This is a genomic window from Streptomyces sp. TN58 (assembly GCF_001941845.1).
Taxonomy (GTDB): Bacteria; Actinomycetota; Actinomycetes; order Streptomycetales; family Streptomycetaceae; genus Streptomyces.
In genome coordinates this window covers 1,508,415-1,527,851 of record NZ_CP018870.1, presented here as the reverse complement: position 1 = coordinate 1,527,851, position 19,437 = coordinate 1,508,415, and the positions used below count along the sequence as shown (strand labels likewise).

At 73.4% G+C, this 19,437-nt stretch carries 18 protein-coding genes; 10 read left to right on the top strand and 8 right to left on the bottom strand.

Annotated elements, in window-relative coordinates:
- Positions 1-76: 76 nt before the first annotated feature.
- The 7 genes from BSL84_RS06980 to BSL84_RS06950 all read left to right on the top strand — a co-directional run bounded on the left by BSL84_RS06980 (position 77) and on the right by BSL84_RS06950 (position 6,926).
- Complete coding sequence (locus BSL84_RS06980) at positions 77-1,045, top strand: helix-turn-helix transcriptional regulator (RefSeq protein WP_030025909.1); 969 nt, start codon at positions 77-79, stop codon at positions 1,043-1,045.
- 15 nt (positions 1,046-1,060) lie between these two features.
- Positions 1,061-1,288, top strand: coding sequence for a hypothetical protein (locus tag BSL84_RS06975; RefSeq protein ID WP_030025910.1), 228 nt, complete (start codon positions 1,061-1,063; stop codon positions 1,286-1,288).
- Between the two features lie 116 nt (positions 1,289-1,404).
- Positions 1,405-1,605 carry a hypothetical protein gene (locus BSL84_RS06970; RefSeq protein ID WP_045323260.1) on the top strand — a complete coding sequence of 67 codons (201 nt, stop codon included), beginning with the start codon at positions 1,405-1,407 and terminating at the stop codon, positions 1,603-1,605.
- Between the two features lie 167 nt (positions 1,606-1,772).
- Entirely contained in the window at positions 1,773-2,060 is a 288-nt protein-coding gene (tatA, locus tag BSL84_RS06965; protein WP_030025912.1) for a Sec-independent protein translocase subunit TatA, read from the top strand.
- Positions 2,061-2,107: 47 nt separating this feature from the next.
- Complete coding sequence (gene tatC / locus BSL84_RS06960; RefSeq protein ID WP_030025913.1) at positions 2,108-3,073, top strand: twin-arginine translocase subunit TatC; 966 nt, start codon at positions 2,108-2,110, stop codon at positions 3,071-3,073.
- Between the two features lie 78 nt (positions 3,074-3,151).
- Positions 3,152-4,039 (top strand): diacylglycerol kinase, encoded by an 888-nt coding sequence (locus tag BSL84_RS06955; protein WP_075970016.1) that lies wholly within the window; start codon positions 3,152-3,154, stop codon positions 4,037-4,039.
- A 46-nt stretch (positions 4,040-4,085) separates the two neighbouring features.
- Positions 4,086-6,926, top strand: a complete 2,841-nt coding sequence (locus BSL84_RS06950) for a DEAD/DEAH box helicase (RefSeq protein ID WP_045323262.1) — start codon at positions 4,086-4,088, stop codon at positions 6,924-6,926.
- 65 nt (positions 6,927-6,991) lie between these two features.
- Here BSL84_RS06950 and BSL84_RS06945 read toward each other — a convergent pair whose 3' ends face one another.
- The 4 genes from BSL84_RS06945 to BSL84_RS06930 form a co-directional block, all read right to left on the bottom strand.
- A complete protein-coding gene (locus BSL84_RS06945) occupies positions 6,992-7,978 on the bottom strand; it encodes an RluA family pseudouridine synthase (RefSeq protein ID WP_045323263.1) in 987 nt (328 codons plus the stop codon).
- A 19-nt stretch (positions 7,979-7,997) separates the two neighbouring features.
- Positions 7,998-9,545: a serine hydrolase gene (locus tag BSL84_RS06940; protein WP_075970015.1), complete on the bottom strand. Its 1,548-nt coding sequence runs from the start codon at positions 9,543-9,545 to the stop codon at positions 7,998-8,000.
- 199 nt (positions 9,546-9,744) lie between these two features.
- Entirely contained in the window at positions 9,745-10,584 is an 840-nt protein-coding gene (locus tag BSL84_RS06935; protein WP_030031152.1) for a siderophore-interacting protein, read from the bottom strand.
- Between the two features lie 47 nt (positions 10,585-10,631).
- Entirely contained in the window at positions 10,632-11,537 is a 906-nt protein-coding gene (locus BSL84_RS06930; protein WP_030031151.1) for a 5'-3' exonuclease, read from the bottom strand.
- Positions 11,538-11,756: 219 nt separating this feature from the next.
- Between BSL84_RS06930 and BSL84_RS06925 the strand changes: the two genes are divergently transcribed.
- Both BSL84_RS06925 and BSL84_RS06920 read left to right on the top strand, forming a co-directional pair.
- Positions 11,757-12,359 (top strand): helix-turn-helix domain-containing protein, encoded by a 603-nt coding sequence (locus tag BSL84_RS06925; RefSeq protein WP_030031150.1) that lies wholly within the window; start codon positions 11,757-11,759, stop codon positions 12,357-12,359.
- A gap of 4 nt (positions 12,360-12,363) precedes the next feature.
- Positions 12,364-13,086, top strand: coding sequence for a helical backbone metal receptor (locus BSL84_RS06920; RefSeq protein ID WP_030031149.1), 723 nt, complete (start codon positions 12,364-12,366; stop codon positions 13,084-13,086).
- A 942-nt stretch (positions 13,087-14,028) separates the two neighbouring features.
- On the opposite strand, the gene BSL84_RS06915 is transcribed toward BSL84_RS06920, so the two are convergent.
- Positions 14,029-15,144 carry a TDT family transporter gene (locus tag BSL84_RS06915; protein ID WP_037664976.1) on the bottom strand — a complete coding sequence of 372 codons (1,116 nt, stop codon included), beginning with the start codon at positions 15,142-15,144 and terminating at the stop codon, positions 14,029-14,031.
- Positions 15,145-15,214: 70 nt separating this feature from the next.
- Here BSL84_RS06915 and BSL84_RS06910 point away from each other — a divergent pair, with 70 nt between their 5' ends.
- Positions 15,215-16,138, top strand: coding sequence for a LysR family transcriptional regulator (locus BSL84_RS06910; RefSeq protein WP_045324118.1), 924 nt, complete (start codon positions 15,215-15,217; stop codon positions 16,136-16,138).
- A gap of 4 nt (positions 16,139-16,142) precedes the next feature.
- Here the strand turns inward: BSL84_RS06910 and BSL84_RS06905 are convergent, their stop codons facing one another.
- The 3 genes from BSL84_RS06905 to eat all read right to left on the bottom strand — a co-directional run bounded on the left by BSL84_RS06905 (position 16,143) and on the right by eat (position 19,312).
- Positions 16,143-16,952, bottom strand: a complete 810-nt coding sequence (locus tag BSL84_RS06905; protein WP_037662711.1) for a hypothetical protein — start codon at positions 16,950-16,952, stop codon at positions 16,143-16,145.
- 125 nt (positions 16,953-17,077) lie between these two features.
- A complete protein-coding gene (locus BSL84_RS06900) occupies positions 17,078-17,785 on the bottom strand; it encodes a gamma-glutamyl-gamma-aminobutyrate hydrolase family protein (protein ID WP_045324119.1) in 708 nt (235 codons plus the stop codon).
- A 45-nt stretch (positions 17,786-17,830) separates the two neighbouring features.
- Positions 17,831-19,312, bottom strand: coding sequence for an ethanolamine permease (gene eat / locus BSL84_RS06895; RefSeq protein ID WP_045324120.1), 1,482 nt, complete (start codon positions 19,310-19,312; stop codon positions 17,831-17,833).
- Between the last annotated feature and the right edge of the window lie 125 nt (positions 19,313-19,437).

Here is a 19,437-nt window from a genome sequence, read left to right as displayed (position 1 = left end):
GCCGCCGCACCCTGTTTCGTACCGCGACATGTACCGCGACATCCACAGACGTGCCCTGAGGGGGAGACGTACCAGCATGGCTGCCAACGCCATCGACCAGACCCGCCGCATGCTGTCCCTGGTGACGTACCTGCGCGAGCGCCCCGGGGCGCACGTCGCCGACGTCGCGCGCGCCTTCGGCATCACCGAGGACGAGCTGATCTCGGACCTCGACGTGCTGCCCATGTGCGGGACCAGCTTCCGGGGCGGGGACCTGCTCGACATCGACACCGACGGGGAGCGCATCTGGTGGCGCAATCCCGACGCCTCGGGGGAGTCCACCGCCGAGCCGCTGCGGCTCGCCGCCGACGAGGCGACCGCGCTGCTGGTCGCCGCCCGAGCGGTGGCGACCCTGCCGGGGCTGCGCGAGAGCGACCGGGACGCCCTGCTGCGGGCGACCGCGAAGCTGGAGGCGGCCGCGGGCGAGGCGGCCGGGGCCAGCTCCCGGCTGTCGGTGACCTTCGAGTCCGAGGGCGGGGTCTTCGCGGACGTCGACCGGGCCATCGCGGAACGCCGCCGGCTGTGGCTGCGCTACTACTCGCCGGCCCGTGACGAGCTCACCGAGCGTGAGGTCGACCCGATCCGGCTGTTCGCGGTCGGGCACACCTACATGGAGGGCTGGTGCCACCTCTCCGAGGCCCGGCGCACCTTCCGGCTCGACCGGGTCGCCGAGATCCGGCTGCTGGACGAGCGGGCGGAGCCGCCGGCCATCGAGCCGCGCGACCTGTCGGTGGGCCTCGTGCAGCCGTCCGCGGAGGACCCCGAGGTCGTGGTCGAGGTGGGACCGGGCGGGCGCTGGGTCGCCGAGTACTACCCGCACGACAGCGCCGAGGAGCTCGCGGACGGCGGTCTGCGGATCACCCTGCGCACCCCGGACCCCGGCTCGCTGCGGCGCCTGGCGCTGCGGCTGGGCCGCGAGGGGCGGATCACGGCCCCCGCCGAGCTGGCGGACAGTGCGCGCAGCGCCGCCCGGGAGGCCCTCGCGGGGTACGGGGAACAGGTCTGAAGGGGAGCGCGGTCGATGTCGCCAACGTCCGGGCCCGTCGCCTTCAAGGCGTCCTGTCCCGAGTGCCGCGCCCGCTTCGAGCTGGACGCGGGCGCCCTGCGGCTGGCCATCGGCGGCAGCCGCCGGGCCACGTTCTACTCCTTCACGTGTCCCGAGTGCGGTGCGGCCGTCCGCAAGCCGGCCGGGGACCGGATCGTGGAGTTGCTGACCGGCGGCGGCGTGAGCACCCTGCGCAGCATCTGAGGCGTCCGGTCGCCTGGGGGGTGTCGTCGAAGGCCCGTCTGGGTGGCCCGCCCTCACGGGGCGGCCGACGCCACTTCGACGGCACCCCCTGGGGCGACACGCGCTAGGCTCGGCCCATGCTGTGGCCGATGTTCGCAATTGCTTTGGGCTTCCTCGGAGTCTCCGTGCTGGCCGTGCTGGCGGTGCGCGTGTACGCGGAGGTGCGCCGGCTCTCCGCGGAGGTGGCGCTGGCCAGCCGCCGGATCACGGCGGCGTCGGCCGACCTGGAGCGGGAGGCGGCGGGGCTGGCCCGGGCGGGGCACGACGTGCGGCCGTGACGAACGCGTCAGACGTGTGACCGGGGGGTTGACAACAGGCCAGGACGCAGGACGGGGTATGCCGGGGGATTGCCGGGCGTTTACCCCCGGGGGTTACGATCCTCGTAGAGACAGTCCTAGGCGCCCGTGCCGATGTGCTGCGAACCTCGGAGAAAAGGAATAAACCTATGGGCAACCTCAGGGGTTGGGAAATCCTCGTCATCGTCGGCGTGATCATCCTGCTGTTCGGCGCCAAGAAGCTCCCCGACATGGCCCGCTCCCTCGGCAAGTCGGCCCGCATCCTCAAGAGCGAGGCCAAGGCCATGAAGAAGGACGGCGAGGCCGACGACGCGGCCGCCGCCCCGGCCGACCAGTCCGCGCAGCAGCCGGCCGCCCCGCGCACCATCCAGGCCGCGCCCGGTGACGTCACCAGCTCCCGGCCGGTCAGCGAGCCGAACCGCACCGCCCAGGGCTGACCGACGCCCTTCACGCCAGTCATCTGCAACGAGACAAGGGACGTGGGTTGCTCAAGTCTGCCCGCAAGCAGGAGAAACGAGAACGGAAGGCAAAGGACGCCGAAGGGCGCATGCCTCTCGTCGAGCACCTGCGTGAACTGCGTAACCGCCTGCTGAAGTCGGTCCTCGCGATCCTCGTGATCACGATCGTCGCGGCCTTCTTCTACCGGGACATCATCAACTTCCTGCTGAAGCCGATGCTGGACTCCGTCGGCTGCACCAACGGGGTGGTGACCCAGCGCAACGGGCGCCCCTGCGCCGACATGACCGTGAACGGCCTGATCTCGGCGTTCTCGATCGCCCTGAAGGTCTCCCTGATGGCCGGCGTGGTGCTCTCCGCGCCGGTGTGGCTCTACCAGCTGTGGGCGTTCGCCGCGCCCGGGCTGCACAGCCACGAGAAGAAGTACGCGCGGAGCTTCGTCGCGGTCGGCGCGCCGCTGTTCCTGGCCGGCGCCGTACTCGCGTACAAGATCCTCCCGCAGACCGCGACGATCATGCTGGAGTTCACCCCCGACCACGCGCGCAACCTGCTCCCGGTCGACGACTACCTCGACCTGGTCACCCGCATGGTGATCGTCTTCGGCCTGGCCTTCGAGCTGCCGCTGCTGCTGATCCTGCTGAACTTCACCGGAGTGCTCACGGGCAAGCGGCTCGCCGGCTGGTGGCGGGGCATGGTCCTCGGCATCACCGTCTTCGCCGCCTTCGCCACGCCCACCGGTGACCCGCCGACCATGCTCGCGCTGGCCCTGCCCATCGTGGCCCTCTACTTCGCGGCCGTCGGTCTCTGCCTCCTCAACGACCGCCGCCGTCGCCGCAACGACCCCGACGCGGGGCTGGACGACGACGAGGCCTCCCGGCTCGACCTCACCCCCGAGCCGATCGGCCGGGTGGAAGCCGCCCAGGCACCCGCCGCGCTGCCCGGCCAGGACGACGGCGGACGGCAGCGGATCAACGGGTACGACGACGCGACCTGACAGGTACGCCCCCGGCCGCCGCCGGGAGGCCCCCGGGGCGCCGGAGGCCCGGGCGGGGGCTCCGGTACATTCCCGGGGGTGAGCTACGAGGTCACCCTTTTCGTCAATCCCACCGCGGGCCGCGGCCGGGGCGCGCACGCCGCGCAGCCGGCCGCTTCCGCTCTGCGGGAAGCCGGATTCTCCGTGCGGACCCTGGTGGGCTCCGACGCCCCCGACGCGCTGGCCCGGCTGACGGCCGCCGTCCGCGAGGGCGCCGGCGCCGTCGTCGCGGTCGGCGGCGACGGCATGGTCTCGCTGGCCCTCCAGGCGCTCGCGGGCACCGGCGTACCGCTCGGCGTGGTCGCCGTGGGCACCGGCAACGACTTCGCGCGGGCCGTCGGACTGCCCGTACGGGATCCCGCACGGGCGGGGCGGACGGCCGCCGAGGCGCTCAAGGAGGGCCGGATCCGGGAGATCGACCTCGGGCGCGCGGCCGGCACCTGGTACGGGACCGTGCTGTGCTCCGGCTTCGACTCGAAGGTCAACGACCGCGGCAACCGGATGCGGCTGCCGGCGGGCCGCTTCAAGTACGACCTCGCGATGATCGCGGAACTGGCCGCCTTCCGGCCGTTCCCGTACCGCATCACCCTCGACGACGGCCCCGTGATCGACACCGAGGCCACGCTGGTGGCCGTCGGCAACGGCTCCTCCTACGGCGGCGGCATGCGCATCTGCCCGGGCGCCGTCCCCGACGACGGCCTCTTCGACGTCACGGTCGTCGGCGACTGCGGCCGGGCCACCCTGCTGAAGGTGTTCCCGCAGGTCTACCGGGGCGGCCACGTCTCCCACCCGAAGGTGAGCGTGCACCGGGCCCGGAAGGTCACCCTGGAGGCGCCCGGCCTGACCGCGTACGCCGACGGAGAGCCGCTCGGCGCCCTCCCCGTGACCGCCGAATGTGTGCCCGGGGCGATCCGGCTCCTCACATAAATGATCGGGACTGTTGTCAGAGCCGACGGGTAGGCTCGACAGCAAGATGACCGAAGAACTCTCACCCGCCGAGCGGTACGCCGCTGCCCGGATCCGCGCCGCCGAAGAGGCCACCGCCCTGGCCCCCTTCCGCGAGATGTACGACTTCGACCTGGATCCGTACCAGGTGGAGGCCTGCAAGGCGCTGGAGGCAGGCAAGGGCGTCCTCGTCGCCGCCCCGACTGGCTCGGGCAAGACCATTGTCGGCGAGTTCGCCGTGCACCTGGCGCTCGCGCAGGGCCGCAAGTGCTTTTACACGACGCCCATCAAGGCGCTCTCGAACCAGAAGTACGCCGACCTCGTCAAGCGGTACGGCGCCGACAAGGTCGGCCTGCTGACGGGCGACAACAGCGTCAACTCCGAGGCGCCGGTGGTCGTGATGACCACCGAGGTGCTCCGCAACATGCTCTACGCGGGCTCCCAGTCGCTGCTCGGCCTGGGCTACGTCGTGATGGACGAGGTCCACTACCTCTCCGACCGGTTCCGCGGAGCCGTCTGGGAGGAAGTGATCATCCACCTCCCCGAGTCGGTGACCCTGGTGTCCCTGTCGGCCACCGTGTCCAACGCCGAGGAGTTCGGCGACTGGCTGGACACCGTGCGCGGGGACACCGAGGTGATCGTCTCCGAGGAGCGGCCCGTACCGCTGTGGCAGCACGTCATGGCCGGCCGCCGGATCTACGACCTCTTCGAGGAGGAGTCCGACCACGGCGGCCGCGGCTCCGCGCGCCGCGAGGTCAACCCCGACCTGCTGCGCATGGCGCGCGAGGAGAACACCCGCACCTACAGCCCGAAGGACCGGCGGCGCGGCAAGATGGTCCGCGAGGCCGACCGCGAGCGCGAGCGGCGCTCCCGCGGCCGGATCTGGACCCCGTCCCGCCCCGAGGTCATCGCCCGCCTCGACAACGACGGGCTGCTGCCCGCCATCAACTTCATCTTCAGCCGGGCCGGCTGCGAGGCCGCCGTCCAGCAGTGCCTGTACGCAGGCCTGCGCCTGAACGACGAGTCCGCGCGCCTGAAGGTCCGTGAGCTCGTCGAGGCGCGCACCGCCTCCATCCCCGCCGAGGACCTGCACGTCCTGGGCTACTACGAGTGGCTCGAAGGCCTGGAGCGGGGCATCGCCGCGCACCACGCGGGCATGCTGCCGACCTTCAAGGAGGTCGTCGAGGAGCTGTTCGTCCGCGGCCTGGTCAAGGCCGTGTTCGCCACGGAGACCCTGGCGCTGGGCATCAACATGCCGGCGCGCACGGTGATCCTGGAGAAGCTGGTCAAGTGGAACGGCGAGCAGCACGCCGACATCACCCCCGGCGAGTACACCCAGCTGACCGGCCGGGCCGGACGGCGCGGCATCGACGTCGAGGGCCACGCCGTCGTGCTCTGGCAGCGCGGCATGGACCCGGCCGGCCTCGCCGGACTCGCGGGCACCCGGACCTATCCGCTGCGCTCCAGCTTCAAGCCCTCTTACAACATGGCCGTCAACCTGGTCAGCCAGTTCGGCCGGCACCGCTCGCGCGAGCTGCTGGAGACCTCCTTCGCGCAGTTCCAGGCCGACCGCTCGGTCGTCGGGATCTCCCGGCAGGTGCAGCGCAACGAGGAGGGCCTGGAAGGCTACCGGGAGGGCATGACCTGCCACCTGGGGGACTTCGAGGAGTACGCGCAGCTGCGCCGCGACCTCAAGGACCGTGAGACGGAACTGGCCAAGCAGGGCGCCGCCCAGCGGCGGGTGCAGGCCGCAAGCTCCCTGGAGAAGCTGAAGCCGGGCGACATCATCCACGTGCCGACGGGCAAGTTCGCCGGGCTCGCGCTGGTCCTGGACCCGGGCGTGCCGGCCGGACGGGTCCACGGGCACCGCGGGTACGAGTACGCGGAGGGCCCGCGGCCCCTGGTGCTCACCGCCGAGCGGCAGGTCAAGCGGCTCGCCGCGATCGACTTCCCGGTCCCGGTGGAGGCACTGGACCGGATGCGGATCCCCAAGTCCTTCAACGCCCGCTCGCCGCAGTCCCGCCGGGACCTGGCGTCGCAGCTGCGGAGCAAGGCCGGGCACATCACGCCGGAGCGGCGCTCCCGCGGCCGGGCGGCGGCCGCCGACGACCGCGAGATCGCCAGGCTGCGCGCCGCGCTGCGGGCGCACCCCTGCCACGGCTGCGACGAGCGTGAGGACCACGCCCGCTGGGCGGAGCGCTACCACCGGCTCCGGCGGGACACGCAGGCGCTGGAGCGGCGGATCGAGGGCCGGACGAACACCATCGCCCGCACCTTCGACCGGATCCACGCCCTGCTGACCGAGCTGGACTACCTGCGCGAGGACGAGGTCACCGTGCACGGCAAGCGGCTCGCCCGGCTGTACGGGGAGCTCGACCTGCTGGCGTCCGAATGCCTGCGCGAGAGGATCTGGGAGGGCCTGAGCCCGGCCGAACTCGCCGCCTGCGTTTCGGCGTTGGTCTTCGAGGCCCGCCAGTCCGACGACGCGGTCGCGCCGAAGGTCCCGGGCGGTGCGGCGAAGGCCGCGCTCGGCGAGATGGTCCGTATCTGGGGCCGGCTCGACGCGCTGGAGGAGGAGCACCGCATCAACCAGGCGGAGGGCGTGGGGCAGCGCGAGCCGGACCTCGGCTTCGCGTGGGCGGTGTACCAGTGGGCCTCCGACAAGAGCCTCGACGAGGTGTTGCGCGAGGCGGAGATGCCGGCCGGTGACTTCGTGCGCTGGTGCAAGCAGGTCATCGACGTACTCGGCCAGATCGCGGCGGCGGCCCCCTCCGTCGCCGGCGACAGCGGCAGCACCGTGGCGAAGAACGCCCGAAAGGCCGTGGACGCGCTGCTCCGGGGCGTGGTGGCCTACAGCTCCGTCGGGTAGAGCCGGCACACGCGGAAGTGATCGGCCGCCGTGCGCAGACTCCTCCGCACGGCGGCCGTATCGCGTCACGGGCCTGGGATGGGCGGGCCGTCCGCCGGGGCGCCGGTCTCCCAGGCGGGGCGGTCGTGCCAGGCCTGGAGGGTGCGGGTGCTCTCGAAGCGGTGGGCGGTGCCGGTGACCGGGTCGGTGAACGCCAGTACGCGGGCGAGGAGTTGCAGCGGCCGCCGGTAGTCGTCCGGTGCCGGGTCGGTGACCTCCGGGTAGACCGGGTCGCCCAGGATGGGCAGGCCCAGGGCGTTCATGTGCACCCTGAGCTGGTGGGTGCGGCCGGTGTGCGGGGTCAGCCGGTAGCGGCCCAGGCCGCCGCGTACGCCGACGACCTCGATCAGGCTCTCGGCGTTGGGCGGGCCGGTGACCTCGGTCGCGGCGATCACCCCGCGGACCTTCTCGATCCGGCTGCGGACCGTGCGCGGGAAGGTCAGCGCCGGGTCGTGGGCGGCGAGCGCCTCGTACTCCTTGTGCACCTCGCGCCGCTGGAAGAGGAGCTGGTAGGCGCCGCGGTCCTCGGGGCGGACGCTGAACATCACCAGGCCGGCGGTGAGCCGGTCCAGGCGGTGCGCCGGGCTGAGCCCGGGCAGGTCCAGCTCCGCGCGCAGCCGGGCCAGTGCGGTCTCCGTGATGTGGCTGCCGCGCGGGGTGGTCGCCAGGAAGTGCGGCTTGTCCACGACGAGGAGGTGCGCGTCGCGGTGGACGACGCGGACCGCGAACGGCACCCGCGGTTCGGGGTCCGTGTCCCGGTGGAACCACAGGTAGGCGCCGGGCTCGTACGGGTCCCGCGCGTGCAGCACCCGCCCGCCGGGGCCGAGGACCCGGCCCGCGGCCAGCAGGCGTGCCATGGACTCCTCGCCGCGGGTGCCGGCGTAGCGGGCGGCGAGGTAGCTGCCGAGGTCCGGCCACGCCCCGTCCGGGTCGGCGGGCAGCCGGAGCCGGACCGGGTCGATGCCGGCCCGCTGGGGGAGGGGCGAGGGGGGAACCGGGGATCTGCGTCTCATCGGGGGTCAGGCTATGCCGCTACCGCCGGGTGAAGGTGCCCAGGTGGTTCTGGTCGAGGTACTCCACGCGGAGCGTGCCGTCCGAGAAGAACACGCCGGTGCGGCCGACGGCGTTCTCACCGGTGGTCTCGAAGCTGAAGGTGTCGCCGTCGTAGTGGGCCAGCGGGAAGCGCAGCGGCTTCGGGCCGAGGGAGAGGGTGAGCGCGCCGTCGTCGCCGGCGGTGACGGTGGCCCTGCCGTAGTACGGGTTGTCGTAGGTGCCGGTGTACGCGGCGCTGTCGCGGGCCGGCTTCGCACCGGCGGGCGGGTGGGCGTAGTCGGTCTCGGACCGGCCCACCGCGAAGGTCTGTTCGTAGCTGGCGGCGACCAGCGGCAACCAGTCGGTGGTGGGCTTGCCGTACTGGGCGGTGTCGAAGAAGTCCAGGGCGACGGAGTCGGCCAGGCCGACCGGGGCGCCGTTGGTCAGGACGACGATGCCGAGCCGCTCCAGCGGGAGCATCGTGACGTTGGAGTTCACACCGAGGGCGAAGCCCCCGGAGTGGCTCAGGCGCAGCCGGCCCGCGTCGTCGTAGGAGACGTTCCAGCCGAGCCCGTAGAACTGCGGGGTGCCGCGGCCGGTCACGGCCTGGGACACGACCTCGGGCTGGTAGGTGCGGGCGAGGGCGTCGGCCGGGATGATCCGTTTTCCGTCGAGGCTGCCGGTGTCCAGGTGGAGCCGCAGCCAGCGGGACATGTCACGGGCGGTGGAACTGGTCCCGCCCGCCGGGGTCTGGGCATCGGCGTCGCGGACGTAGCGGGGGCTCCAGGTGCCGTCCGGATTGCGGACGTGGCCCCACGCCCGGTCCGGGGCTTTGGCGTAGGCGTCGAACTCGGTGCTGGTACGGGTCATCCCGGCGGGCTTGAAGAGCGTGTCCTCGCTGAGCTTCTGCCAGCTCACGTCCTGGTCGCGGGCCACGGCCTCGGCGGCGGCGGTGAGTCCGAAGTTGGTGTAGGCGTAGCTCGCACGGAAGGGGCTCAACGGTTCCTCGCGCAGGTGGCCGAGGATGTACGCCCGGTCGTAGCCGAGATCCTCCAGGAGGTCCCCGGCGTGGTCGGGGAGGCCGCTGCGGTGCGAGAACAGGTCGGCGGGGGTGACGTGGGAGGTGACCCAGGGGTCCTTGAGGGCGAATCCGGGGAGGGAGCCGGCGAGGGGCTCGTCCCAGGCGCCGGGATCGGCCAGGGCGCCGGCGACGACAGTGGAGGACACGGGCTTGGAGACGGACGCCAGCTGGAAGACGGTGTCGGGGTCGACCTTGGCGCCCTCGTCGGTGCGGCGCAGGCCGAAACCCTTGAGGTAGACCACCTTGCCGTCGTGGACCACGGCGACCGCGACGCCGGGGACGCCGGTGCGGCGCATCTTTTCCGCGACGGAGCCGTCGAGGCCTGCGACGGCCTTGTCGACGGCGGCGTCCGTCAGTTGGGGGCGCGGAGCGGGGGGCGGGCTCGGTGCGGTCGAGGCCGCCGTCGCCGCCGTGGCGGTGAGGAGGGCGGCGGCCCCGGCCGCACCGAGGGCGCGAAGCGTACGCATGGGGACATTGTCCCGCCGCACGCCCGACGGCGCGCGGCGCGGCGCCGCCGGCCGCCGGCGGGGCTGGGTTGGGCGGGGTCTGCCCCCAGGCTCCGGAAGCGCCAACGGGGCTGTGCTGTTCGCGGTGCGGCGCCGTTGCGGGGGTGCTGGCCCCGGACCCCCGCGCCCCAAACGCCGGCGGGGCTGGGTGAGGGGCGGGTCAGGCGGCGGCGCGGTGCTCCTGCTCGGCTTCCACCGTCGCGTTCCAGTCGCGCTTGATCGCACGCCAGCCCTCGTCCGTCTCGCCCAGCCGCCAGTAGCCCGAGATCGACAGGCGTTCGCGGGCGATGCCGCGCTCCAGGCGGAGGTGGCGGCGCAGGTCCTTGACGAAGCCGGCCTCGCCGTGGACGAAGGCGTGGACGTCCGTGGAGGGGAACTGAAGGGCCTGGACCGCCTCCACCAGGGCCTCGCCCACCGGGCGGTCGCCGCGGTGCAGCCAGACCGGTACGACGCCGTCCGGGGTGGCGACCTTCAGCTCGTCGGCCGGGCCCTCGACCTCCACGATGGCGTGGACCCGCGCGCCCGACGGCATCCGCTCCATCGCCGCGGCGATCGCCGGCAGCGCGCTCTCGTCACCCACCAGCAGGTGCCAGCCCGCGGCCGGGTCCGGGGCGTAGGCGCCGCCCGGGCCCAGGAACCGTACGAGCTCGCCCGGCTGGGCCCGGGCCGCCCACGGGCCGGCCAGGCCCTCGTCGCCGTGGATGACGAAGTCGAGGGTCAGCTCCCGGTGCAGCGCGTCCCAGTTGCGCACGGTGTAGGCGCGCTGGCGCGGCCACTGCGCCCGAGGAAAGTCGCCGCGGATGCGTTCCAGATCCCACGGAGCCGGGTAGGTGACACCCTCGGGAGCGAAGAGGAGTTTCACGTAATGGTCGGTGTACTCGCCCGTGCCGAAGTCCGCCAGGCCCTCACCACCCAGCACGAGCCGCACCATGTGCGGCGAGAGCCGCTCGGTGCGTACGACAACGGCGGTGCCGACAGTGCGGCCGCGTCCTTCTGCCACGGTATCCCCTGACTCCCATGAAACTTAGCCTTACCTAAGTTAACACCTCAGGAGCGCAGGACGCTGCTCAGCCGGGACACGGCTCCGCCCAATCCCCACCGATGGGCTAGCGCGTCGACCAGTTCGGGCTGCGCCGGGACCGCCGGAAGGGCCGCGTCGAACTCGGGAAGCGGCACGTCGGAAGCCACCTTGACCACCTTCGGAGCCACCGCCAGATACGGCCGCGACTCGTCCAGCCGCCTGCGCTGGGTGGGCGTCAGCTTCGACTTCGGGTCACCGACCGCCGCGATGATCCCGGCCAGGTCGCCATAGGCGTCGAGCAGCTTCGCCGCCGTCTTCTCACCGATACCGGGAACGCCCGGCAGACCGTCGCTCGGGTCGCCGCGCAGCAGGGCGAGATCCGCGTAACCCGGGCCGTCCACCCCGTACTTCTCCCGCAGCCACGCCTCGTCCGTCACCTGGAGCGTGCCCACCCCCTTGAGGGGGTACAGCACCCGCCGCTGCCGGGCGTCGTCCACGAGCTGGTACAGGTCCCGGTCGCCGGTGACGATGTCGACCGGCCCCGTCGCACGGGCGGTGAGCGTCCCGATCACGTCGTCCGCCTCGTAGCCGGCGACACCGACCCGGGCGATGCCGAACGCGTCCAGCGCCGCCTCGATGATCGGCACCTGCGGTGCCAGCGTGTCGGGGGTCTCCTCCACGTCGGGACCCGTCTCGGTCTCCGCCGCGACCCGGTGGGCCTTGTACGAGGGAATCAGCTCCACCCGCCAGTGCGGCCGCCAGTCGGCGTCCATGCACGCCACCAGGTCGTCCGGCCGGTGGTCCTGGACGAGCCGGCCGATGAAGTCGAGGAGCCCGCGCACGGCGTTGACCGGGGTGCCGTCGGGAGCCCTCACGGAGTCCGGCACGCCGAAGTAGGCGCGGAAGTAGAGGGAGGCGGTGTCCAGGAGCATCAGGCGTCGTGTCGTCACGCAGACGATGATGCCGCAACGCCCCCGGGGGCGTTCGCCGTCGCCGGAGCGCCCCGGCGCGCGCCCGAACGCCCCCTCGGCGCCACTGACCGTGAGCGGACGGGCACGGGAAGGTCGGTGCGGGCGAAACCGGAGGCGGTTGCTGCGTAAGGTGCTTACAGCACACCGATGTGCGACGGACATGGGGAGGGCAGCCCCGACATGAACGACGTGGACGACAAGAGCAAGGACAAGGACGGCAAGGAACCGCTGCGGGTGGGCGTGGCCGTGCGCAAGCGCCGCCGCGCACTCCACCTGACGCTGGCCGCCGTGTCGGCGCGAAGCGGTCTGTCGGTGCCCTTCCTGAGCCAGATAGAGAACGAGCGGGCCCGGCCCAGCATGCGGTCCCTGGAGCGGGTCGCGGACGCCCTGGAGACCACGGCCGTCGAGCTCCTGGCCGCCTCCGACACCGCGCGCACGGTGGACCTCGTACGGGCCGGCGACGAGCCCGCGCTGACCCCGGTACCGGGCGTACGGCCCCTCGTGCGCGGGCACCACCAGCTGCACGCACTGGAGTTCACCGGTGACCAGGACGCCGGACGCGAGTACCAGCACCGCAACGACGAGCTGATGTACGTGATCGGAGGCGCCTGCCAGGTCGAGGCCGAAGGTCGGGCGTACCGGCTGGAGAGCGGGGACGCGCTGTTCCTGTCCGGCGGCGTACGCCACCGCTGGCGGGCCGTCACCGAGGACACCCGGATCCTGGTGGTCGCCGTCGGCGACCACATCCACGCGACGTCCGAGCCGCCGTCGCCGGGGCGCTGACACGGTGCGCCGGCGGGTCGTGTCCCTGGTGCCGTCCCTGACCGAGGCGGTGGCCGTGAGTGCGCCGGGGCTCCTGGTCGGGGCCACCGACTGGTGCACGCACCCCGCGGATCTCGGGGGTGCGGAGCGGATCGGCGGGACGAAGAACCCCGACGTGCGCAGGATCGCGGCACTCCGCCCGGATCTGGTGATCGCCAACGAGGAGGAGAACCGGGCACCGGACCTGGCCGCGCTGCGCGCGGCGGGCCTGGAGGTACTCGTCACCGAGGTCCGCGACCTTCCGCAGGCGCTGCGGGAACTGGACCGGGTACTGGTGGGGGCGCTGGGGCTGGCAAGGCCGGCATGGCTGGCGGACGCGGAGGCCGCATGGGCCGGCGTGGAACGGGTGGGCGAGCTGTCGGCCTTCGTACCGGTGTGGCGGCGGCCGTGGATGGTGCTGGGCCGGGACACCTTCGCGGGTGACCTGCTGGGCCGGCTCGGCGTACGGAACGTCTACGCCGGGCACGCGGAGCGGTATCCGAGGATCCCGGTGGAGGAACTGGCGGCGGCGGAGTGCGATCTGGTGGTGCTGCCCGACGAGCCGTACGCCTTCGCGGCGGGCGACGGACCGGAGGCCTTTCCCGGCTTGCCGGCGGCGTTGGTCAGCGGACGGCATCTGACCTGGTACGGGCCTTCGCTGGCGCGGGCGGCGGGGGTGTTGGCGGAGGCGGTGCGCGCGGCGATCTGAGCGGTTCCCTGCTGGGGCTCCGCCCCAGACCCCGCCGTTCCGCTCCCGCGGGGTGGTGTGTGCGGGCCGGTGTGCTGGGGCTCTGCCCCAGGCCCCGCGCCTCAATCGCCGGCGGGGCTTGGGTGGTGTGGGGTGGTGCCCCGCCGGAATGTCTCCTCGGCTCGCGCGGTGCCCAGGATTGCGGAGGTGGGTCGGTGGTGCGCGCTCGTCCTGCGGGGACACTCCGCCGTGTCCCCACCCCACGGCAGTGCATTCGCCTGTACCCGGCAGCCGCCCAAGGCGCCTTCTGAAACCTCCTCGTCGCGGTTGGAGCGGGGACGGGCAGGGGTGTCCCCGCAGGACGAGGCGTCACCGCCGGGCACCGTGGTGATCGCTCGCGCTCGCCGAGCCGAGGAGACACCCCTGCCCGGCCCCGCGACCGCCCGCACCATCCCAGCCCCGCCGGCGCTTGAGGCGCGGGGCCTGGGGCAGCGCCCCAGCACCACCGGCCCGGGGGCCACCCCCAAACCCGCCACCCCCGCGGGAGCGGAAGGGCGCGGGGCCTGGGGCAGAGCCCCAGCACACTGACCCGGGCCGACGCCCGAAACCGCCACCCCCGCGGGAGCGGAACGGCGCGGGGCCTGGGGCAGAGCCCCAGCACACCGGCCCGGGGGCCACCCCCAAACCGCCACCCCCGCGGGAGCGGAAGGGCCCGGCCCCGCGACCGCCCGCACCACACCAGCCCCGCCGGCGCTTGAGGCGCGGGGTCTGGGGCGGAGCCCCAGCACACCGGCCCGGGGGCTACCCCGCATCCGCCACCCCCGCGGGAGCGGAAGGGCAGAGCCCCAGCACCACCGGCCCGGGGGCCACCCCGAAACCGCCACCCCCGCGGGAGCGAAGGGGCCCCGGCACACCGGCCCGGGCCGACGCCCGAGACCGCCACCCCCCGCGGGAGCGGAAGGGCTATGAGAGGAGGCGGCCCGTCAGGAGGCCGCGGAGGGTGTGGGCGGTGGCGAGGAGCCAGGCGGCCAGCAGGGCCAGGAAGAGGGCCGCCGCGAGCCAGGCGAGGGCCGTGAGGCCGGTGTGGCGGGCCAGGCCGGCGGCGCCGGTGACGCAGGTCCCGACGGGGAAGGTCAGCGCCCACCAGGTCATCGCGAAGCCCATGCCGGCCCGGGCCGCCCGGACCAGCAGGCACACGGCGAGGGCCAGCCACAGCAGGGCGAAGCCCGTCACGGGCACCCCGTAGACGAACGCGAAGGCGCCGAGCGCGCCGGCGTAGGGGGCGCCGACGGCCTGCGGGGCCATGTCGGCGAGCAGGTTCACGGCGGTGGTGGACTGGCCGAGAGGGCCGAGGACCAGGAACAGGGTCGGGGTGAGGGCCAGGGGCAGGGGGCCGCCCACGATCAGCCGGCCGAAGATCAGGGGCAGCATCAGCAGCGTGGCGAGCAGGCTGATGCCGAACATGGCGTAGCAGGCGAGCAGCAGGGCCTCGCGGGGCTGGCCGGGGGGCAGGTGGGGTATCAGCAGCGGGCCGACGGCGGCGGAGACCATGGGCGCGACCACGGGGAGCAGCCAGACGGGGGTGGCCTGCCTCGGCTCGACCTTGTGGCGTACCACCATCAGATAGGGCACGGCCACGGCTCCGACCAGGCCGATCGCGGTGCCCGCGGTGAAGAGCACGGCGCCGGCGGCGACGGCCGCGCCGGTGCCGATGAGGTCGCTGCCGACGACGAGGGTGCCGCCGCCGACGGCCAGCAGCGCCATCGACAGGCAGCCGTAGAAGGGGGCGACGGCGGGGTCGAGGAGGTGGGCGCGGGCCTGGTCGCGGTGGTGGAGCCAGTGTCCGGCGCGGGCCGTGAGCAGGACGGCGAGGGCGGCGGCGGACAGCGCCCAGACGAGCTGGCAGGCCACGCGCTGGCCGGGGAGCTGGTAGGGGAGGGTCGCGCCGGCGTTGGCGACGATCGCGGTGCCCATGACGCAGGCGTACCAGTTCGGGCCGAGGTGTCGCAGCGCCGGTGCCTTGTGGGCGGTGGGCGCGGGTTCGGTGAGGGTGCGGGGTCGCACGACGGTGGTGGCCATGGGTCCAGCGTCCTGCCGGGGCGGGGCGTACGGCAGAGATCGGCTTTCTATAGGGACATAAACTGATGTTATGGGTGATGAGGAGTGGGTTCCGCTGGCGCACCGCGTACCGGACCTGGGAGCGCTGGAGCTGCTGCTGGCGGTGGCCCGTGTCGGGAGCCTGAGCGGGGCGGCCCGGCGGCTGGGCATCACCCAGCCCGCGGCGAGCAGCCGGATCCGGGCGATGGAGAGCCGGCTGGGGGTGGCCCTGGTGGACCGTTCTCCGCGGGGGTCGACGCTGACGGCCGAGGGCGCGCTGGTCACCGACTGGGCCCGGCGGGTGGTGGAGGCGGCGGAGGCCTTCGACGCGGGTGCGCAGGCGCTGCGGGGGCGGCGGGACTCGCGGCTGCGGGTGGCGGCCAGCATGACCATCGCCGAGTACCTGCTGCCGGGGTGGCTGATCGCGCTGCGCGGGCAGCGGCCGGACACGGCGGTGTCGCTGCACGCGGGCAACTCCGCGGTGGTCGTGCAGCGGGTGCTCACGCATGAGGCCGACCTGGGCTTCGTGGAGGGGCTGACGGTGCCCGAGGGGCTGGACTCGGCGGTGATCGCGCAGGACCGCCTGGTCGTGGCGGTGGCGCCGGTCCATCCGTGGGCCCGGCGGACGCGGGGTGTGGAGGCGGCCGAACTGGCGGCGACCCCGCTGATCCTGCGTGAGCGGGGGTCGGGTACCCGGCAGGTGCTGGACGCCGCGCTGGCCGGGCACGGCGGGCTGGCCGCACCGCTGCTGGAGCTGGCGTCGACGACGGCGGTGAAGGCGGCGGCGCTGGGCGGCGCGGGGCCGTGCGTGCTGTCGGAGCTGGCAGTCGTGGACGAGCTGGCCGCGCGCCGGCTGGTGGAGGTGCCGGTGTCGGGCGCCGGGCTCGGGCGGGCTCTGAGGGCCGTCTGGCCGGCGGGTGCCCGCCCGGCGGGCCCGGCCCGGGACCTGCTGTCCCTGACCCGGGGCACGCCCTGAGGGCTCAGGTCTGCGGGGTACGGGACCGGGCCTGGAGGGTTTTCGTCAGGAGCGTGCCCGCGACGATCAGGGCGGCTCCCAGCCACCACATGTTGTCGAAGATCAGCACGGCGATGCCGATCGGTACGAGCAGGCCCGCCAGCGGTACCAGGAAGCCCGCCCACTCGGTGGGCTCGGGCGGCAGGCCGGCGGCTTCGCGGACACCCCGGGCGCGGGCGACGTCCGGGTACCAGACGGTGAACTTCACCGCGGCGACGATCGCCAGGATCTGGATGATCCAGCCGGTCCAGATGTTGTCCGGGTTGTGCAGGACCAGGTCCCCGTACGCTCCGGCCGCGGCCGCGATCAGGAAGGCGATGCCCCATGCCCCCGTGATCATGTAGTTGGTGCGCAGGAAGCCGCGGGTGTGCCAGAGGGACGGGTCGACCTGCTCGCGGGCGTACTGGATGGTGAACGGCATTCCCACGGCCATGGAGCCGAAGGCGATCACCGTCAGCGCGATGTTGGCCACCTCGCCCGCGTACGTCTCCAGCCAGCGCAGGGTTCCCTCGTCGGCCAGGGCTCCGATGACGGCCATCGACGCGAAGAAGACCACGTCGGCCAGCTCCAGCAGCTTCCAGGAGCTGCCGCGGTGGACGAGGTGGCCGACGGCGATGAGGGTGACCGCCGCTGCCAGGGCGAGTCCGACGGCCAGTTCGAACCGTCCGGGGCCGACCAGCAGCGAGAAGACGATCCACGGAGCCATGCCCACGACCGGGTTGTCCAGGAACCCGGCCACCGGCCCTTTCGACGCCTGGTGTCTGTCGGTGCTCACCCATCCAGCGTGCCCGCCCGACGGGCGGAGGGCCATTCGTGACGGCTGCGCCCGCCGGCCCGGGTACGGGCCGGCCGCGGGACCCGGCGCTGGGGAAGGCGCCGGGGCCCGCGGCCGGCGGTCTGTCAGGCCACCGGGACCGCGCCGCGGACGGCGGCGGCCGTGATCAGGGACGCCATCACCCGGGTGTCGTCGTCCCGCTCCGGGTGCCACTGCACGCCCAGCACCCAGCGCGCCGGGTCGGGCAGTTCGATGGCCTCCACCGTGCCGTCGAGCGCGTGCGCCGAGGCGACCAGGCCGCGGCCCAGGCGCTCGACCGCCTGGTGGTGGTAGGTCGGGACCTGCGCCTCGTCGGGGACGAGGTCCGCGTAACGGGTGCCCGGGACCGGGCGGACCGGGTGCCAGGACATGACGCCCGGGGTGTCGACGTGCCCGTCGATGTGCTGGATCAGGGTGCCGCCGAGGGCCACGTTCAGCGCCTGCATCCCGCGGCAGATGCCGAGGACGGGCACGTCCGCCTCCAGGGCGGCGTTGATCAGGGCCAGCTCCCACCGGTCGCGGACCGCCGCGGGGGCGCCCGTACGGGGGTCGCGCGCGGCTCCGTAGTGGACCGGGTCCACGTCGGGGCCGCCCGCGACGACCAGGCCGTCCACCCGGCTCAGCACCTCCGCCGCCGATCCGGGCTCGTCGGGCGGCAGCAGCACGGCCGCGCCGCCCGCCGCCTGGACGAGTTCGTGGTACCCGGTCGGTACGAGGGACGCCGGGACGTCCCACACGCCGTAGCGGGTGGATTCCTCGACGTAGGTGGTGATGCCGATGAGCGGCCTGGGCACGTTCGATACCTCCGGAAAGGGGGCGGGGCGGACGGTGACAGGGTTTCAGTCGCGGGCCAGTTCCGCCTCGGCTTCCGCGAGGGCCGCGAACTCCTCCTCGGGGGCCGACGCCACCAGGTGGTGCCGGCTGTGGACCGCGAAGTAGGCCAGCGCGACGGCGTACACGGCCAGGGCGATGAACGCCGCGTCCTTGTCCACCAGGAAGGTGGCGACCAGGGCCGACAGGGCGAGTACGAAGGCCACCGACGAGGTCAGGATTCCGCCCGGGGTGCGGTAGGGGCGCTCCAGCCGCGGCTCCCGGCGGCGCAGCACGATGTGGGAGAGGGCCATCAGGGCGTAGGAGATGGTGGCGCCGAAGACGGCGATGTTGAGCATGCGGGCGCCGTTGCCGGTGGCGGCGGCCAGGGCGAAACCGATCGCGCCGGGGATGATCAGGCCCAGGTAGGGGGCCTTGCGCTTCGAGGTGAGCGAGAGGAAGCGGGGCAGGTAGCCGGCGCGCGAGAGGGCGAAGAGCTGGCGGGAGCCGGCGTAGATGAGGGAGAAGAAGGAGGCGACGAGGCCCGCGAGGCCCGCGTAGTTCACGAACCGGCTCAGGGCGGTCGGGCCGCCGTCCCCCTCCAGGGCGACGACGAGGGGGTTGCCGGCCGACTTGACGGCGTCGGCGCCCTGCGCGCCGGTCGCGGCGAAGAAGGTGATCAGGGCGAGCAGGGTGAGGATGCCCATGGCGATGGCCAGCGCCTTCGGCATGGAGCGGACCGGGTCCTTGGCCTCCTCGGCCGCCAGCGGTACGCCTTCCACGCCGAGGAAGAACCACATGCCGAAGGGGAACGCGGCCCAGATGCCGAGCACACCCAGCGGCAGCCAGGAGTTCGAGCCGAAGGCGTCCGGGTCGACGGGGATGTCGTTCAGGCCGTCGGCGCTGAACTCGGTGAAGGCGCCCACGGCGAAGATCAGCAGCGCGGCGACGGCGACGGCGGTGACGACGAGGCTGAAGCGGAGCGCCTCCCCGACGCCCCAGAGGTGGACGCCGATGAAGACGACGAAGCAGCCGAGGTAGACGGGCCAGCTGGAGGTCAGGCCGAAGAGGCCGAGGGACTCCACGTAGTCGCCGATGAAGATGACGATCGCCGCCGGCGCGAGGATGTACTCGATGAGGATGGCGGTGCCGGTGAGGAAGCCGCCCCAGGGGCCCAGCGCGCGGCGCGCGAAGCCGTAGCCGCCGCCCGCCGTGGGCAGGATGGTGGACAGCTCCGCGAGGGAGAAGACCAGGCAGGCATACATGGTGCCCATGAGGACGGTGGCGATGGCGAGACCGCCGAAGCCGCCCTTGTCGAGGCCGACGTTCCAGCCGGAGAAGTCACCGGAGACGACGTAGGCGACCCCGAGCCCGGTCAGGAGCAGCCAGCCGGCGCTGCCGCGGCGCAGGGTGCGGCGCTCCAGGTAGTCGTCCGGGCCGTCGCCGCCGGCGGCGGGTGACGTGGTGGGTGCGGGCCCGGCTGTCAGCCGTGTCTCGATGTCGTCGGCCATCGTGCGCTCCTGCCTGAGGGCAATGGTTGTGGGGCGTACCTTTGTCCTAGTGGAGCGGAGCGCGCAAGACCTCTGCGTAAAACAGAAGTTACGAAAACCTCTCGGACACCTCCCGGCCCGCGGTC

Bases quoted from the DNA above. Each gene is read 5' to 3' on its own strand.
- BSL84_RS06945 (WP_045323263.1), bottom strand. From the start codon at position 7,978: ATGAGACGCAGATCCCCGGTTCCCCCCTCGCCCCTCCCCCAGCGGGCC.
- BSL84_RS06930 (WP_030031151.1), bottom strand. From the start codon at position 11,537: ATGCTCCTGGACACCGCCTCCCTCTACTTCCGCGCCTACTTCGGCGTG.
- BSL84_RS06915 (WP_037664976.1), bottom strand. From the start codon at position 15,144: ATGGCCACCACCGTCGTGCGACCCCGCACCCTCACCGAACCCGCGCCC.
- BSL84_RS06975 (WP_030025910.1), top strand. From the start codon at position 1,061: ATGTCGCCAACGTCCGGGCCCGTCGCCTTCAAGGCGTCCTGTCCCGAG.
- BSL84_RS06940 (WP_075970015.1), bottom strand. From the start codon at position 9,545: ATGCGTACGCTTCGCGCCCTCGGTGCGGCCGGGGCCGCCGCCCTCCTC.
- BSL84_RS06925 (WP_030031150.1), top strand. From the start codon at position 11,757: ATGAACGACGTGGACGACAAGAGCAAGGACAAGGACGGCAAGGAACCG.
- BSL84_RS06970 (WP_045323260.1), top strand. From the start codon at position 1,405: ATGCTGTGGCCGATGTTCGCAATTGCTTTGGGCTTCCTCGGAGTCTCC.
- tatA (WP_030025912.1), top strand. From the start codon at position 1,773: ATGGGCAACCTCAGGGGTTGGGAAATCCTCGTCATCGTCGGCGTGATC.
- BSL84_RS06910 (WP_045324118.1), top strand. From the start codon at position 15,215: ATGGGTGATGAGGAGTGGGTTCCGCTGGCGCACCGCGTACCGGACCTG.
- eat (WP_045324120.1), bottom strand. From the start codon at position 19,312: ATGGCCGACGACATCGAGACACGGCTGACAGCCGGGCCCGCACCCACC.
- BSL84_RS06950 (WP_045323262.1), top strand. From the start codon at position 4,086: ATGACCGAAGAACTCTCACCCGCCGAGCGGTACGCCGCTGCCCGGATC.
- BSL84_RS06980 (WP_030025909.1), top strand. From the start codon at position 77: ATGGCTGCCAACGCCATCGACCAGACCCGCCGCATGCTGTCCCTGGTG.